Raw genomic sequence first — 16,686 nt, forward strand, 5'->3', positions numbered from 1 at the left:
ACGATTAAAGGAACAAGTGGTAAAGGAATGTTAAGTTATTTTCTGTAAAAATTATTGTCATCCACATATTCCCATACTTTTTCAGATAATAACGGACGAATATTTTTTTTGTTTTTGATGCTTTCGCGAATAAATGTTGATGAAAGTTCGATGACTGGCGCACCAACTCTATGAATTTTTGGATGATTGACAAATTGTTCATCTATTTCACCCGAATTTAATCTTGGGTAAATATAAATCTCGTGATTGTCGAGAATGTATTCGTAGTTCTTCCATTTGTGAAGCGAATTCAAATTGTCTTCACCCATAATTAACGAAAATTCATATTTAGGAAATTTGTCTTTTAAATGCGCTAATGTATTTACAGTATAATTGGGTTGAGGTAATTTAAATTCGATATCAGAAGCTTTTATTTTGGGATAATCTTCGGTAGCCAAATTCACTAAATGTAATCGATGGTAATCATCCAATAAAGTGCTTTTCTGCTTCAACGGATTGTGTGGCGTTACAACCATCCAAATTTGATCTAAATTAGAATGCTCTGCCATGTGATTGGCAATGATTAAATGTCCAATGTGAATTGGGTTGAAGGTTCCGAAGTATAGTCCTATTTTCATTTTTTTTATCACAAAGTTTCACAAAGTTTTTCGCAAAGTTTCACAAAGTCTTTGTGTTTCTTGATGTAAACTGTGCGTGACTTTGTGAAATAATTTTTATTTAGAAATAAAATCCTTTACCAACTGATATGCATCTTCTTTGGCAATATCCAAATCATAATTCTTAATGATCTTGTCAAATTGTGGTGCAGTGGCAAGTTCAACGTGAGCTTTTGCAATTCGCATATTTATTTTTTCGTCACTTTCTGTAGAGCGTTCTTTTAATCTACGTTTTAGTTCGTCCACGCTTGGTGGTTTTACAAAAACGGCTAAGGTTTCTTGAGGAAATTTGTGTTTAATTCGCAATCCGCCCGAAACATCAATGTCGAAAATTACGTTTTTGCCTTTTGCCCAAATACGTTCGACTTCACTTTTTAAAGTTCCATAATAATTGTTGGTATAGACTTCTTCCCATTCTACAAATTCTTCGGCTTTGATATGCTTTTTAAATTCTTCCCAAGTGATGAAATAGTAATCTTTTCCGTCTACTTCTTCACCGCGAGGTTCGCGTGTTGCACAAGATATTGAAAATTCTAAATTCAAATCTTCTTGCGCCAATAAATGCCTTACTATAGTGGTTTTTCCCGAACCTGATGGCGCTGAGAATACTAATAATTTTCCTTTGTTCATTCTTAGTTGTGTTGATGTTCTGTCACTCTGAACTTGTTTCAGAGTCTTGTTTTTTTAGATTCTGAAACAAGTTCAGAATGACAAATAAATTACAAAACGTTTAAAACCTGCTCTTTAATCTTCTCCAATTCATCCTTCATCATCACCACCAATTTCTGCATTTCAGAATGGTTAGATTTTGACCCCATGGTATTGATTTCTCTTCCCATTTCTTGCGTAATGAAACCTAGTTTTCTTCCGTTGGCTTCTGTTCCTGCAAGGGTTTCTATGAAATAATTTAGGTGATTTTCCAGACGTACTTTCTCTTCAGTAATATCGTATTTTTCTAGATAAAATATCAATTCTTGCTCAAAACGATTCTGATCTACATTCGCTTGAAGTTCGTCAAGTGCTGTTTTCAATCGGGTTTTTACGGTTTCAATTCGTTCTGCATCATACGCAACCGCATTGTTCATTAGCGTCATGATGTTTGCAATTCTGTGTAGAAATTCTTTTTCTAATGCAACGCCTTCGTCTCTTCGAAATTGCATCATATTTTCTAGCGATTGATCGATTACAGTTTGAATTTGTTTCCAATCGTTTTCGTCAATTTCGTCGCGCTCTGTTTTTAAGGCATCGGGCATTCTTACAGCCATTTTCATCAACTCAGTTTCATCAGCATTAGGAATCACTGCTTTCATTTGGTTGATGTAACCTTTTACAATTGGCACATTGATTTTAGACGATGTTTCTTCGCCAGTAATTTCGATGTATAACGAAAAATCAATCTTTCCTCGCTCTAATTTTTGCGAAAGCTGGTTGCGTAAACCCAATTCCATTTCTCTAAAAACAGATGGCATTCGTGTATTTAAATCTAAACCTTTACTGTTTAGCGACTTTATTTCTACGGTAATTTTTTTGGTTGGTAATTGCAAAGATGCTTTCCCAAAACCAGTCATTGATTGTATCATATTTTTTTATAAGTATTCAAAGATAATAAAAGTAATTAGTAATTAGTGAATAGTAATTAGCTTAAAAACGGCTAATTACTAATTACTTTTCACTAATCACTTTTTTTTGTGTAACCAAATAAACTCCAACAAATATTAAAATGGCCGATGTTATTTTAATCCAAGTTAGTTCGTCTTTTCCTAAACTGATGGCGAAAATTGTGGCAAACAAAGGTTGTAAATAGATAAAAACGGCAACGATTGTTGGTTTCAATTCGCGCATGGAAATTAAATTCAGCAAATAGGTAAAAAATGTTGAAAACACTACGACAAAACCAATTTTCCAATAAATATCATTTGGAATTATCGTCCAGTTTATCGCTTGAAATTCGTTCCATCCGAAAGGTAAAACCATGATAAATCCGAAGGTGTAAATCCATTTTACAAATGTAAAAGCGTTGTATTTATCCATCAGTTTTTTCACAACAATTAGATAAAAACCATACGAAACGGCATTTATAAAAACCAGTAAATTTCCTAAAGTTGCATTCGGCGCATTCACCATAGATTTTCCGTATAGAATTAAAGTTCCGGTTCCAACAAGTCCTAAAATTAAGCCGAAAACTTTGCGTTTTAGCATGCGTTCTTTCATGATTATTGCCGAAAGAACTAGCACAATCATTGGCGTTGTAACCATTAAAACCGCACCCATAATTGGAGAAGTGTAACTCAATCCTTTAAAAAAAGTTAGCATGTTTAAGGCAACACCAAAAAATGCCGCTGCTATAATTCTAGGAAAATCTCCCATTGCAATTTTTTCTTTCGGACCAAAAAAGGATACCAACCAAAATAAAATCATTGCACCAAAAACCCGAATCACTATAAACCCAAATGGTTCGATGTATTTAGGCATTACGTCTTTGGCGACTGTAAAGGTCAATCCGTAAATTATGGAAACGAAGGTTGCGGCGATTAAAGCCCAAGTTCTTTTAGACATTTTCTAATGCTTTCATTACTTGCAACATGTTTTGTTGCGTGTTTCCGATGTAAATTTTGTCTTGAATTATAAAAACTGGACGACTTATAAAAGTGTAATGTTCTAAAATATACTTGCGATAATCGTCTTCTGTTAGGTTTTTGTTTTTCAAATCCATCGATTTATACAACTGCGCTTTTTTGCTGAACAACGCTTCGTAACTTCCAGAAAGTGAGCGCATATATTCTAATTCTTCCACTGTAATAGGATCTTGTTTTATGTCGTGGTACTTCAAATTCGCACTTTTTGGCAACGATTTTATAATTTTTCTACACGTGTCGCAACTTGCTAAATAGTATATGGTATCGGTCATTATTTTTTCTTTTTGCAAAGAAAATTCATTTGAAACTTATAATCTGTATTTTTGTATAAAATTTATAAAAAATGAGCACTTTTACTAAAGAAATACATATTCGCTGGGCCGATTTAGATCCAAATTTTCACGTTCGGCATTCGGCTTACTACGATTTTGGAGCACAACATCGTGTTGAAATTCTAGAACAATTAGGTATGACTGTTAGAGTAATGCAAGAGCAACATTTTGGTCCAATTTTGTTTCGCGAGGAATGTGTTTTTAGAAAAGAAATGCGAATGAATCAAACCGTTTTCATCTCAACCAAAGTAGGAAAAGTAAAAGAAGACGCTTCTCGATGGACGCTAATTCACGAATTTAAAAACGACAAAGACGAACTCATGGCAACCATAACGGTCGACGGCGCATGGATGGACACCAAGCTGAGAAAAATTGCCAATCCAACACCACAAATTGCAATTGATGTTATGAATTTAATGCCAAAATCAGACAACTTTACTCAATTATAAAAAGTATGGAAACAGCATTCAGAATAAACGAAACCAGCAGAAAAGTACTTTTAGGTTTTTTAGAAAAGTATTCGTTAGAAGAATTAAATAAAATTCCCGAAGGTTTCAGCAACAATCTCATCTGGAATATCGGTCACATCATTGTTGTTCAGCAGCTATTGGTTTATAAATTGTCTGGTTTACCAACAATGATTAGTAATGAAATGATAGAAAAGTATCAAAAAGGAACTAAACCTGAACATAATGTTGGCCAAGAAGAAGTCGATGAAATAAAAGTTTTATTGTTTTCGACATTAGAAAAAACCAAGCACGATTTTGAGGAAAATATATTTCAAAATTATATCGAATTCACTTCAATGTCGGGTTTTACAATGAAATCTGCTGCAAATGCAATTGAATTTAACAATTATCACGAAGCTGTTCATACAGGAATTATGATGCAAATTAGAAAGTTTATTTAAAAAAAGAATCCCAAACAGTAACCAATAATCTGTTTGGGAAATCAACCTAACAATAATAATATTATTTAAGAGGCAATCGATTTTTCTTTTTCTATTCGAACATAACCATTTACATTTTCTAAATTAATTTTTAGAAGTTTTCTATTGCGTAAATACAGTTTTAATCTAAGTTTATACAAATCATAAACGATGATAACTACCAAAACTAAACTTACCAAATAAAACATTTTGAAACTTAAACCTACATAGGTAAAACCAGCTAAAATTGCTCCAATCAAATAAGATGCGGTAATGGCAACAAGTAATTTTGCTTTTCCAATAAGTGCTTCGTTATTTCGGTATTCTTTTTTTGTAAACATTGAAAATAGAATTCCTAAATCGGTTGTTGTTCCTGTTAAATGGGTTGTTTTTACCGAGAAATTAGAAATACTTGCAGTTAATCCGTTTTGTAAACCCATTGCAAAAAGCATCAATGCTAAAAGGTATTCGGTTTCTACTAGAGTTTCTTTATAAAAATATTCGCCATAAATTCCAACAAACATCAAACAAAAAATTTCTAGTATTAACGGAATGGCATGCGCCAAATAAGAATTTCTCTGATTGATGTGAATTACAAACATATTAGAAACAAAACTTCCAAAAAAGAATAGAAAAATCCATGAAAAAACTACTGCAATTTGATAGTAATTTCCTTTAACAATTTCGGCAGCTAAAATGGCGTAATGTCCTGTTACATTTGATGAAAATGAGAAAAATAACAGTAACGAACCAATGTTCACCATTCCAGCAGCGAAAGCCGATAGCGATCCAAGTTTTATGTTGTCTGATAGCGATCTGCTATTACTATATTTTCTGAGCATGGTATTATATTTTTTCAAATGTTAATCTTGCGATGCCACGAGTATGGGTGTCTGTATCAAAATTTAGAACTAGTTTATTTTCTGAAAGTTCAGTTAAACTGTAGTGTTCGCAATTATTGTTGTCGTATTTTATCTCTAAAATGTTTCCTCTTCCCTTAATCGTCCAATTCACTTCTTTAGAATAATTACTTCCTTTTAAAATTAGTTTTCCGTTGGGTTTAAAAGTCCAGCTTTCGGCTTTATGAATTACTAGATTTTCACCAACAACGTCTTTTACAAAATCGGAAACATTATCATAGTCGTTAGTAATTGTGTCGTTTTTATCTACTTTTTCATATTCCCAAACCAATTCTTTCCATTGACCTTCTATTATATGTTCTGGATTATTAGACATACTAATCAATAGGACGAAAAGAGAAATCCCAAGTGTGAAAAAACCAATATATCGTATCCAAATTTTCATAGCAATTTTTTTAAATTATCCCATCGACATTTGATTGAATACCTCTGCAACTTTTCCTTTTTCAGAAAAATTAGCATTTGGAATAGCGTCAACTGTAATAACGTTTGCCGATGATTTTTCTATGAATCGAGATAAATCGAAACTTTTTTTGTTGGTAAAAACTGGTTTTTTATCAGATACATAAATGTCAACAACACGATTTCCTTCTAGATAATTATTGAATGCGGCAACATTGTAACCAGTAAATAAATCGATTCTAAGTGAACTAATTTGTGAGTCGAATTTGTTTTTAATCACCTCACAAGCTTCCTCAAATTCTGGAGTTGTTAAGCTTTCAATTTGTTGGTATTTTGAAGAAAATAATAAATCCCTGATAGAATCATTCAAACTCAAACCGTGAAGAAGAATAATGTCTAGTTTTACATTGGATTCATTTGTACTCAAAACCGACTTTAAAATATTTAGTGATTGAACTGTAAAATCTGTTGGAATTAAAACTGTTTTTCTCATAGCTTTTATATTGTTATTTGTTACAATACAAATTTATGAGCACCACATTAGAGCCATCTTAATCTGAGATTAGAATGTTATTAAAATGGAAGCCACGAGATTAAAATGAGATTAGAATTGCTTAAATAAAAGTTAAGATTCTTATTTTGGAGTTAATTTACAGATTTTCAAGCTTTAATATTGGTAAAGTTATCTGTACAATTGTTCCCTGATTTTCGGTAGAATTCACCAAGATTTTTCCGTTGTGCATTCTTATGATATTTCGGGTCAATGGAAGACCAATTCCGTAACCTTCATAATTTTTAGTATTAGAAGCTCTAAAAAACGGATCGTAGATGTATTTAATTTCGTTTTCAGGAATTCCAATTCCGGTATCTTTGGTGATGATGTAAACAAAATCATCTGAAGCACCGATAGAAACTGTTACCGTATCAAAATTAGAATACTTACAGGCATTGCTAATAATATTGCTAAACGCCAAATGCAGTAATTGAATATTTCCGTTTACCTTTAATTTTAATGGATTTTCGGGTAGTAATTCCATGTCGAAGAAAATTTTATTTTTAGAATTCATGCTTTCTAAATTCTCTTTAACATCCCAAAGAAGTTGATCGATTCTTACTTTTTCAAATTTTTGAATTTTTCCGTTAAAACCTGTTTGAGCAAGAAATAAAAGTGCTTTGGTTTTATTGTCTAATTTTTCTGCTTCTTGCAAAATAATTTTCAGCGTTTCTATATAATCTTCTTGCTGACGAGGTTTAGAAAGTGCCACATCGGCTTCACCAATTATTGCTGTTAATGGCGTTCTAAGTTCGTGCGATGCATTGCTGATAAAGTTATTTTGAGTTTCAAATGAGGTTTCAATTCTATCCAACATATCGTTGAACGTATTTGATAATTGATTTAATTCTACATTCCTATTTTGATCATTTAATCGAAGATGTAAATTTTCGGAACTAATTTCTTTTACTTGTTCTGTAATTGCAGAAATAGGTTTAAAAATGTTTTTAGAATAGTAAAATGCTAAATACCAAAGAAGTAAAAAAGCACAACCAATTGCGAAAATTAGTGTATTAATTAAATTTTTTGCCTGATTAATTTCAAAATAATTCTCGGCTGCAGTAATAACAATAAACTCTCCAGACTTTGAGGGAAATTTGATTCCTTTATATAAATATTTTTTCGAAATGAATTCGGCATTTCCATTCTTAAGTACGTTATTAAAAAAGTCTTCACTTAGGCCAATTCTTTTTGCTTCATTTTTTACATTCAAATAAGCGCTAATAGGAATAAAATAGTCTTTTTCATGAGGTAATTTTTCGGAAGTTTCGCTTAATGAAAAAGTAGTTTTTGTTGGAATTTTTTCACCTTCAAATCGTTCTTTTGCCACTTTATTTGCTCTAGCTTCAAGAAGTTTAAAAAGATAATTTTCAGAATAATTGGATACTGAAAAATAGATAAATAAACTAAATAAGAAGATTACAATTAAAAACGGAATTAGATACAACAAAAAAGTTCTTGAAGGTGTTTTCATGCTTACACTAAATTTTAATTTTCTTTTAAAACATAACCCATTCCAATAATGGTATGAATAATTTTATCCTCTGATTTTAAATCTATTTTCTTTCTCAGATAATTTACGTAAACATCAACAACATTGGTTCCTAAATCATAATTTACACCCCAAACTGCCTCAAGAATTTCTTGCCTAGAAAGTACTTTGTTTTTATTTTTCACAAAAAACAACAACAATTTAAACTCGGTTGAGGTTAATGATATTTCTTCATCAGCTCGAGTCACTTTTTTGGTGTAATCATTAATTACTACATCCAAAAAGGTGAAAATATTTTTATCGTCTATTTTTTGCTGCGTTGATTTAGATGTTTTTCCGTCAATTCTTCGAATAAGATTTTTAATTCTTGCAACAAGTTCGATAAATTTAAAAGGTTTTACCAAATAATCATCGGCACCATTTTCTAATCCTAAAACAATATTTTCTGGAGTTCCGAGTGCGGTTAAAAACAGAATTGGAACATTAGTATTTTCTTCACGAATAGCTTTGCAAACCTCTAATCCGTTCATTTCGGGCAACATGATATCTAGGATAATTAAATCAAAAGAATTTTCTAATGCTAACTTGAGTCCGGTTTTACCATCAAAGGCAACGCTTACTTCAAATCCTTCTTCCGAAAGTCCTTTTTTAATAAATGAAACCACTGGTGCTTCATCTTCTACAAGAAGTATTTTTTTCATGGATAATTATAATGTATTTGTCAAATGATAATTGGGGAATGCTAAATTTTATGATTCATTTGATATTGCAAATTAAAAAAAATCATTCGAAGTTACTACCTTTGTAACCTAATTTTAACTAACAAGAAAATCATCACAGAAAAAAGAGGTTGATTCCATTGTTATAATGAAAAATAAAATCAATACAAATGAAATTTAATACTAAAGTTATACACGGTGGACAACACCACGAAAAAGTTACTGGTGCAGTAATGACTCCAGTTTTTCAAACTTCTACTTATGTACAAACAAGTCCAGGAAAACCAGTTGGAGATTACGAGTACAGTCGCGCAGCTAACCCAACGCGACAAGCTCTTGAAGACGCTTTGGCTTCTATAGAAAATGGCGCACGCGGATTGGCATTTGCATCTGGCTTAGCAGCAACTGATTGTTTACTTAGAATGTTCAAAGCTGGTGATGAAATCATCGCAATGGACGATTTATATGGCGGAACTTATAGATTATTTACTAGATTATACAAAGATTCGGGTATCAAATTTCATTTTGTTGATATGAATGATTTGGAAAAATTCCAATCGTTAATCAATGAAAATACAAAATTGGTTTGGGTAGAAACACCGACAAATCCGTTAATGAAATTAGCAGATATTGCAGAAATCGCTAAAATCACTAAAAAACACAACTTGCTTTTTGCAGTAGACAATACATTCGCAACACCTTATTTACAAAAACCATTAGATTTAGGTGCTGATATTGTTATGCACTCAGCAACGAAATACCTTGGTGGACATTCCGACGTTATTGCTGGAGCACTAATTATTAAAGACAAAGAATTGGGTGACGAATTGCACTTTAAACAATTTGCAACAGGAGGAACACTTGGTCCAATGGACAGTTATTTGGTTTTAAGAGGAATTAAAACGTTGCATTTAAGAGTTCAAAGACATTGTGAAAACGGAATGAAAGTAGCTCAATTTTTAAGCAATCATCCTAAAGTTGCCACTGTTTATTATCCAGGATTACCAAGTCATCCGTTTCATGATATCGCCAAAAAGCAAATGAGTGATTTTGGCGGAATGGTTTCATTTACATTCAAATCGGGTAAAAAGGAAGATGCAATTTCATTTTTAGAAAAAGTAAAAGTTTTCACTTTAGCAGAATCGCTAGGTGGCGTTGAAAGTTTGGCCAATCATCCTGCGTTAATGACGCATGCATCTATTCCAGAAGACAAACGTCTTGAAGTTGGAATTACAGATGATTTAGTGCGATTAAGCACAGGTGTTGAAGATATAGAAGATTTGCTTGCCGATTTAGAACAAGCTTTTAAATAATATAAATTATAACAAAAAAACCCGATTCATTACTATTGAATCGGGTTTTTTTATGTTTTTTAGAAATCTATTGTAAGTAATAAATGTATCCAAAGTTTAGCCATACATTCCAATCGTTGGCTTTGTTTTCTTTGTAAATATCTGGATCTGGATTTAAACCATCAACCCAATTAGAGAAATAATATTGCCATCTAAGGTCAATCATTAAATCGGATAATGGCGTTAATTTATATCGAGTACCAACACTTGATACTACAGACCAAGTAGTACCGCCTTTTCTATCAAAAGCATTAATGTATTTTTCTGGAGTAACTGTTAATAATTCGCCTAGACCTGGTCCAAGTTCAGACATTGACGTTGGTTTATAGAAACTAAATTGTCCACCCAAACTAATGAATGGTGCCCAACTTCCAATAGTTGCAGTAAAGTCTCTAATACTGTATGGAAAAAATTCCAATTGCATTCCAATATTTGTAACAGCTGTACTTCCTTTCATAGCGCGTAATTGTTGAGCCGTTAGAGAAGTTTTGTCTGGATCAACCCATCTTCCAAAATGCTGAAGTTGCGTTTTATTATAAGATAGTTCGCTTCTAAGTTTGAAGTGATCGTTAAAATACGTTTCTGGTGTATAACAATTACACTCGGCTTTGTAAGAAAAGTTGAGATAGTGAATTAACCCAATTCCGTAGCCAGTATTGCCTGAATTGGTTGAAAAATCATACCTTTCTCCATAATCGGATTGAAAGGCAACTGGTCCAGCTATGACTCCAATTTCATGAGAAAAACCGAACTGTGCATTTGATTGATTTATGAAACCAATGAAAAGCAAAGATAACATTTTGAGATACTTGGACATTTGGGATATAATTAATTCAATTCGTGACAAATATATAAAAACATCATTCACTAATAAAATAAAATAAATAAATACTTAGATATCTACGAAAAAATGCAGAAATAGTTTTAAATCTACAGAATAATTTCAATTGTCTATAAAAAATCTTAAGAAAAACATAAAAATTATGGGAATTTTAAAAAAAGTAGGTGCATAATTTTAATAAAATGTATCTTTGCCGAATATTACGAAAACGTTTTCTTAAACACTAATATTATAATTTATGTCACAAAGTATCAACAACTTTATTGAAGCAGTTGCTAAAAGAAATCCTAACGAGCCAGAATTTATGCAAGCCGTTAAGGAAGTTGCAGAAACAGTAATTCCTTTTATCGAAGAAAATAAAAAATACGAAGGCAAAATGCTTTTGGAAAGAATGGTTGAACCAGAAAGAGTAATCATGTTCAGAGTAACATGGATTGACGATGCTGGAAAAACTCAAGTTAATAGAGGTTACAGAATTCAAATGAACTCTGCAATTGGTCCATACAAAGGAGGAATTCGTTTTCATCCTTCAGTAAACTTAAGTATCTTAAAATTCTTAGCTTTCGAACAAACTTTTAAAAATTCATTAACTACTTTACCAATGGGTGGAGGAAAAGGTGGAGCTGATTTTGATCCAAAAGGAAAATCAGATATCGAAATTATGAGATTTTGTCAAGCATTCATGACAGAATTATCGAAACACATTGGTGACAATACCGACGTTCCAGCTGGAGATATTGGTGTTGGAGGAAGAGAAGTTGGTTACATGTTTGGTCAATATAAAAGATTAAGAAATGAATTTACTGGAGTTTTAACTGGAAAAGGAATTTCTTTTGGAGGTTCATTAATTCGTCCAGAAGCTACAGGTTACGGCGATGTATATTTTGCACAAAGTATGCTTGCTACTAAAGGAGATAGCTTTACTGGTAAAACAGTAGTTGTTTCTGGATCTGGAAATGTGGCTCAATATGCTGCTCAAAAAGCAACAGAACTTGGAGGAAAAGTAGTTACAATGTCAGATTCATCAGGATATATTCACGATGCTGATGGTATTGATGCTGAAAAATTAGCCTATGTAATGGAAATTAAAAACGTAAACTACGGAAGAATTTCTGATTACGTAACTAAATATCCAAACGCAAAATTCGTTGCTGGAAAACGTCCATGGGAAGTAAAATGTGATGTAGCGTTACCATGTGCAACTCAAAACGAATTGAACGAAGAAGAAGCAAAAATGTTAATTAAAAACGGATGTATCTGTGTTGCTGAAGGTGCAAATATGCCTTCAACTCCAGAAGCTGTTACTGCTTTCTTAAACGCTAAAATATTGTTCGCGCCAGGAAAAGCTTCTAATGCTGGTGGTGTTGCTACTTCTGGTCTTGAAATGTCACAAAACTCGTTACGTTTAAGCTGGACTTCAGAAGAAGTTGATGAAAGACTAAAAAGAATTATGCACGATATTCACGCTGCTTGTGTTCAATATGGAGCAGATTCTAAAGGATATGTTGACTACGTTAAAGGTGCAAATATTGCTGGTTTCGTAAAAGTTGCCGATGCAATGCTAGCTCAAGGAATTGTATAAAAACATTCATCTTATATAAAAAATGCCTTCAATTTTTGGAGGCATTTTTTGTTTACGCATATTAAATAGAAGTTATTTGCGTTTATACTATATTTGTAAATCTGAATTAAAAAAAATGCGCTATAAATTTTTAATACTAACTCTTTTTCTATCAGTATTTTCGTTTTCTCAAGGCAATTTACTTTGGAAAGGATATTTCTCTTACAATAAAATCTACGATATTTCCGAATCTACAAATGCAATTTATGGAGCTTCAGAAAACGCACTTTTTATTAAAGGAATTTTCACTGGTGACATTACAACAATAAATTCTATAGACGGATTAAAAGCAGATGAAATTTCAGCTATTTACAGGAGTGATTCAGCCAATTTGACCTTTGTAGGAAATTCTAACGGACTTTTATTAGTAGTAAAATCAGACGGATCAATTGTGCCAAGAAGAGGAATTATCGATGAAGTTCCAGTTGCTCCAACTATTAAGCGCATAAATCATTTCTATGAAATTGAAGGCAAAGTATACATCTCTTGTGATTATGGAATATCCGTATTCAATTTAACTACATTAGAATTTGACTCTACTTATTTTTTAGGCCCATCAGGAAGTTATTTAAGCGTTAGACAAACAACTGCCAAAGACGGATTTATTTATGCCGCAACCAATAACGGAATTAGAAGAGCTTCTTTGGCGAATCCTTTTCTTGAAGATTTCAACCAATGGACCGATATTTCTGGATTTCAATGGTCAGGAATTGCATCTTCAGAAAATCAAATTATTGCAGCTAGAACCGATAATAAAATCTTTAGATACAATGGATCAGCATTTGTTGAGCAAGTGACTTTATCCGAAAATATAATCGATGTTAGAGCATCCAATAATTATTTTATTGTAACAACTTTAAATCATGTTTATGTTTACAATCAAAGTTTAGTTCAAATAGCTCATATTTTATCAAGTCAAATTATCGATATTCCAGTTACTTTTTCATGTGCAACGGTAATTGAAGAAATTATTTTTATAGGAAGCAATGAAAACGGAATTATTTCAATACCAATTTCAACGCCTACCACGTACGAATTTATAATGCCAGACGGACCAGTTTTGAACGATGTTTTTAGAGTAAAAAAATCAACATCAACACTTTGGGCACTTTATGGCAAATACAACAGAAACTACAATCCTTATAATTTAGAACCTCCATATGGTTTTTTTCAATATCCAATAAGTAAATTAACTCAAGAAGACGGTTGGGATGTGATTCCTTATGCCGATTTATTTGGAGCAAAATCATTATCAAATATTGCTTTCAACCCAAATAATGAAAACGAATTGTACATAAGCTCTTATTATTCTGGACTTTTAAAAGTGGTTGATGGAGTTCCAACTGAATTATTAAACAATACAAACACTGGTTCCAATGGAATTCAAGCACCAAGTGTTGACGAAGGGTCGCGTATAAACGGACCAGTTTTTGACAGAAGTGGAAACCTTTGGATAACCAACAATTTTGTAGCTAAAGCTTTGAAAGTACTAAGAGCAAGCGGTTCTTGGGAATCTTACGATTTATCAGATGTTATTCCTGAAACTAATTTTGAAAGTTATGCAATTCCTGTGGTGGATAAAAACAATACTAAATGGCTCCCAACTTTAAGAAATGGATTGATTGCCTTTAACGAAACATCGAACAAATCAATGGTAATTAAATCGGAAGCATTAGGAAATCTTCCTGATATTGATGTTAGATGTGTTACAATTGATAATAGAAATCAGTTGTGGATTGGAACTGCCAGAGGATTACGAATTATTTCAAGCGTTGATCAATTTCTTTCTCAAGATTTAATTCAAACTAGAGATATTATTATAAACGAAGACGGACTGGCACAAGAATTATTTTTTCAGCAATTTATAAATGATATTGCCGTTGATGGTGCCAATAGAAAATGGGTTGCTCTTGCCGATGCCGGTGTTTATTTAGTTTCTCCCAATGGCCAAGAAACGATTTATCAATTTACTAAAGACAACTCGCCATTGCCAAGTAATACTATAAATGATATTGAGATTGATAATGTCTCGGGTGAAGTTTTCTTTGCCACAGATAAAGGATTGGTTTCGTTTAAAGGTACTTCTACAAAACCAGAAGAAACGCTACAAAATGTTTATGTATATCCAAATCCGGTGCGACCAGAATTTTCAGGAACTATAAAAATTGCTGGATTAACAGATAAAGCAATTATTAAAATTACCGATATAGAAGGAAATTTAGTGTTCGAAACTACTTCATCTGGAGGAACAATTGAGTGGGACGGAACTGCTTTTGGGAAGTATAAAGTCGCTTCTGGAGTTTACATGATTTTTGTTTCAGCCCAAGATGCTGTTGAAACAACTGTGAAAAAAGTAATGATAATTAGATAAATGAATATTTATAAAATTCTTAAACTCAACCAATCTATAAAAAGTCATAGAATTAAATTTTTAGGGCTATGGTTGTTGAGTATTTCAAATAAAAGGTATTTGTCTATTCAGTTTGATCCAGTTCTTGCGTGTAATCTTAGATGCAAAATGTGCTATTTTACAGACAATGAAATTGTAAAAAAACTTAAGGGAATTTTTAAAAAAGAAGATTTAGAAATTCTTGCCAAAATTAATTACAAAAATGCATTGCGATTGCAAATAGGTTGTGGAGCAGAACCAACTCTTTTTAAACACGTTACAGATATTATAAAACTCGGTAAAGAATACAAAATTCCGCACATAAGTTTAATAACGAATGGCAATTTACTCACCGAAAAAGATGTTGTAGACTATTCAAATGCTGGATTGAACGAGTTTATACTTTCTATGCACGGTGTAAAAAAAGAAAGCTATGAAAACTTTATGAGTAAAGGCGATTTCTCAAAATTCAATCAGGTTTTACAATGGATTTCAAATGAAAAAATAACTAATAAAAACCTATCATTACGAATAAATTACACCTTTAATGTTGACAATTTCTTCGAATTAAAAGATTTTTTTGCCGATTATGGCAAGTACAATATCGACACAATACAATTTCGTCCAATTGATAAAATCGGCGAAACCGAATACAATAATTTTGATTTGTCTGCAATAGAAAATGAGTATTCCACAATAATTGGTGCGTTAAAAAACGAGGCAATTTCTAGAAAAATCACCTTCCTTGCACCAAGTTCTATTAAAAGAGATTTAAATCAAAATGTGGTCGAAAACACCAACAATAGTTCTTTTCTTGTGCCCTATACTAATTTTTACGTTGGACCAGATTTCGTCTGGAAAGATAATTTCGATTGGAAAACCCAAACATTTTCGCAATGGAAAAAACAAAACAATTGGAATTTAACAATCTTTAAAAACATTTTTATTTCTAAGAAAAAACTAGAAAAATTAAATAGAAATATGCTTAATTACAACGTAGATATCAATTAAGTAAATGTTAGTTAAAACCAAAGCCATTGTAATTTCATCATTAAAATATCAAGAAAAAAGCTTGATTGTAAAATGTTTCACACAATCCGACGGACTTAAAAGTTACTTTGTACAAAGTGCCTATTCTGGAAAAAAATCAAATCAAAAAATTGCTTATTTTCAGCCCTTGACAATTTTAGAAATTGAAGCCAATCACAAAAACAAAGGCACATTAGAACATTTTAAAGAGATAAAATTAGCAGCAGCTTTTCAAACCATTAATACCGATATTGTAAAAAGCACTATTGTCATTTTCTTGTCAGAAATGTTACACCACAGCATTCAAGAAGAAGAAAAAAACGAAAACTTATTTACTTTTCTAGAAACTGCATTACTTTGGCTCGATACACACGAAGAAACATCTAATTTTCATCTGATTTTATTGCTGGAAATCACAAAATTCTTAGGATTTTACCCAGATAATTCCGAAACCGATTTCAAACATTTTGAAATGATCGACGGAATATTTTCGCCTTTTCAAGGAACAAGTTGCCTTAACGAACACGAAACGCATTTGTTTAAAAAACTAATCAATCTGAAATTCGATTCCGACCAAAAAGTCTTCGCCGGAATTGAACGTCAAATTCTGCTAAAAATACTATTAGATTATTATTCCATTCACCTCGACGGATTTAAAAAACCAAAATCACTTGACGTTTTAAAGGAAGTTTTTTCATAAAAAGATAAAAAAGCATCCTTCTTTCTAATTTTTCGTCAAAAGTCCATTCTCTTTTCTCTATTTTCTATTCTCTTTTCTCAAAATTCATTACTTTCGCAAATTGATTTTAGAAAACG

At 32.0% G+C, this 16,686-nt stretch carries 18 protein-coding genes; 7 read left to right on the plus strand and 11 right to left on the minus strand.

Annotation, left to right across the window (positions count from 1 at the left end; all coding sequences use genetic code 11):
* Nucleotides 1–35: 35 nt before the first annotated feature.
* The 5 genes from nadD to LG45_RS12355 all read right to left on the minus strand — a co-directional run bounded on the left by nadD (nucleotide 36) and on the right by LG45_RS12355 (nucleotide 3,564).
* Complete coding sequence (gene nadD / locus LG45_RS12335) at nucleotides 36–617, minus strand: nicotinate (nicotinamide) nucleotide adenylyltransferase (RefSeq protein ID WP_035127598.1); 582 nt, start codon at nucleotides 615–617, stop codon at nucleotides 36–38.
* 96 nt (nucleotides 618–713) lie between these two features.
* Complete coding sequence (gene gmk, locus LG45_RS12340; RefSeq protein WP_035127599.1) at nucleotides 714–1,286, minus strand: guanylate kinase; 573 nt, start codon at nucleotides 1,284–1,286, stop codon at nucleotides 714–716.
* Between the two features lie 89 nt (nucleotides 1,287–1,375).
* Nucleotides 1,376–2,236 (minus strand): YicC/YloC family endoribonuclease, encoded by an 861-nt coding sequence (locus tag LG45_RS12345; RefSeq protein WP_035127601.1) that lies wholly within the window; start codon nucleotides 2,234–2,236, stop codon nucleotides 1,376–1,378.
* An 82-nt stretch (nucleotides 2,237–2,318) separates the two neighbouring features.
* The gene (locus tag LG45_RS12350; protein WP_035127602.1) at nucleotides 2,319–3,212 is read right to left on the minus strand and encodes a DMT family transporter; all 894 of its coding nucleotides are present in this window, start codon (nucleotides 3,210–3,212) and stop codon (nucleotides 2,319–2,321) included.
* Nucleotides 3,205–3,564, minus strand: a complete 360-nt coding sequence (locus LG45_RS12355; protein ID WP_035127603.1) for an arsenate reductase family protein — start codon at nucleotides 3,562–3,564, stop codon at nucleotides 3,205–3,207. The genes LG45_RS12350 and LG45_RS12355 overlap by 8 nt, the downstream gene beginning before the upstream one ends.
* Nucleotides 3,565–3,635: 71 nt before the next feature.
* Here LG45_RS12355 and LG45_RS12360 point away from each other — a divergent pair, with 71 nt between their 5' ends.
* A complete protein-coding gene (locus LG45_RS12360) occupies nucleotides 3,636–4,073 on the plus strand; it encodes an acyl-CoA thioesterase (protein ID WP_035127604.1) in 438 nt (145 codons plus the stop codon).
* 5 nt (nucleotides 4,074–4,078) lie between these two features.
* The gene (locus LG45_RS12365; protein ID WP_035127606.1) at nucleotides 4,079–4,534 is read left to right on the plus strand and encodes a DinB family protein; all 456 of its coding nucleotides are present in this window, start codon (nucleotides 4,079–4,081) and stop codon (nucleotides 4,532–4,534) included.
* A 65-nt stretch (nucleotides 4,535–4,599) separates the two neighbouring features.
* Here LG45_RS12365 and LG45_RS12370 read toward each other — a convergent pair whose 3' ends face one another.
* From LG45_RS12370 to LG45_RS12390, 5 genes are all read right to left on the minus strand, one after another.
* A complete protein-coding gene (locus LG45_RS12370; RefSeq protein ID WP_035127608.1) occupies nucleotides 4,600–5,394 on the minus strand; it encodes a YoaK family protein in 795 nt (264 codons plus the stop codon).
* Nucleotides 5,395–5,398: 4 nt separating this feature from the next.
* Nucleotides 5,399–5,857, minus strand: coding sequence for a hypothetical protein (locus LG45_RS12375; protein ID WP_131494663.1), 459 nt, complete (start codon nucleotides 5,855–5,857; stop codon nucleotides 5,399–5,401).
* A 15-nt stretch (nucleotides 5,858–5,872) separates the two neighbouring features.
* Nucleotides 5,873–6,367 (minus strand): hypothetical protein, encoded by a 495-nt coding sequence (locus LG45_RS12380; RefSeq protein ID WP_052087585.1) that lies wholly within the window; start codon nucleotides 6,365–6,367, stop codon nucleotides 5,873–5,875.
* 157 nt (nucleotides 6,368–6,524) lie between these two features.
* On the minus strand, nucleotides 6,525–7,901 hold the full coding sequence (locus LG45_RS12385; protein ID WP_035127611.1) for a sensor histidine kinase: 1,377 nt from the start codon (nucleotides 7,899–7,901) through the stop codon (nucleotides 6,525–6,527).
* A 14-nt stretch (nucleotides 7,902–7,915) separates the two neighbouring features.
* Nucleotides 7,916–8,620 (minus strand): response regulator transcription factor, encoded by a 705-nt coding sequence (locus LG45_RS12390; protein WP_035127613.1) that lies wholly within the window; start codon nucleotides 8,618–8,620, stop codon nucleotides 7,916–7,918.
* Nucleotides 8,621–8,808: 188 nt separating this feature from the next.
* On the opposite strand from LG45_RS12390, the gene LG45_RS12395 reads away from it, so the two are divergent.
* Nucleotides 8,809–9,951, plus strand: coding sequence for a cystathionine gamma-synthase (locus LG45_RS12395; RefSeq protein WP_035127615.1), 1,143 nt, complete (start codon nucleotides 8,809–8,811; stop codon nucleotides 9,949–9,951).
* Nucleotides 9,952–10,018: 67 nt separating this feature from the next.
* Here the strand turns inward: LG45_RS12395 and LG45_RS12400 are convergent, their stop codons facing one another.
* On the minus strand, nucleotides 10,019–10,807 hold the full coding sequence (locus LG45_RS12400; RefSeq protein ID WP_035127616.1) for a THC0290_0291 family protein: 789 nt from the start codon (nucleotides 10,805–10,807) through the stop codon (nucleotides 10,019–10,021).
* Between the two features lie 262 nt (nucleotides 10,808–11,069).
* Here LG45_RS12400 and gdhA point away from each other — a divergent pair, with 262 nt between their 5' ends.
* The 4 genes from gdhA to recO all read left to right on the plus strand — a co-directional run bounded on the left by gdhA (nucleotide 11,070) and on the right by recO (nucleotide 16,570).
* Nucleotides 11,070–12,413, plus strand: coding sequence for an NADP-specific glutamate dehydrogenase (gene gdhA / locus LG45_RS12405; RefSeq protein ID WP_035127618.1), 1,344 nt, complete (start codon nucleotides 11,070–11,072; stop codon nucleotides 12,411–12,413).
* 115 nt (nucleotides 12,414–12,528) lie between these two features.
* Nucleotides 12,529–14,823 (plus strand): type IX secretion system anionic LPS delivery protein PorZ, encoded by a 2,295-nt coding sequence (porZ, locus tag LG45_RS12410; protein ID WP_035127619.1) that lies wholly within the window; start codon nucleotides 12,529–12,531, stop codon nucleotides 14,821–14,823.
* Nucleotides 14,824–15,852 (plus strand): radical SAM protein, encoded by a 1,029-nt coding sequence (locus tag LG45_RS12415; protein WP_035127622.1) that lies wholly within the window; start codon nucleotides 14,824–14,826, stop codon nucleotides 15,850–15,852.
* A 4-nt stretch (nucleotides 15,853–15,856) separates the two neighbouring features.
* Nucleotides 15,857–16,570, plus strand: a complete 714-nt coding sequence (gene recO / locus LG45_RS12420) for a DNA repair protein RecO (protein WP_035127624.1) — start codon at nucleotides 15,857–15,859, stop codon at nucleotides 16,568–16,570.
* Nucleotides 16,571–16,686: the final 116 nt, after the last annotated feature.

The sequence above is a fragment of the Flavobacterium aquatile LMG 4008 = ATCC 11947 genome (assembly GCF_000757385.1).
Lineage (GTDB): Bacteria > Bacteroidota > Bacteroidia > Flavobacteriales > Flavobacteriaceae > Flavobacterium > Flavobacterium aquatile.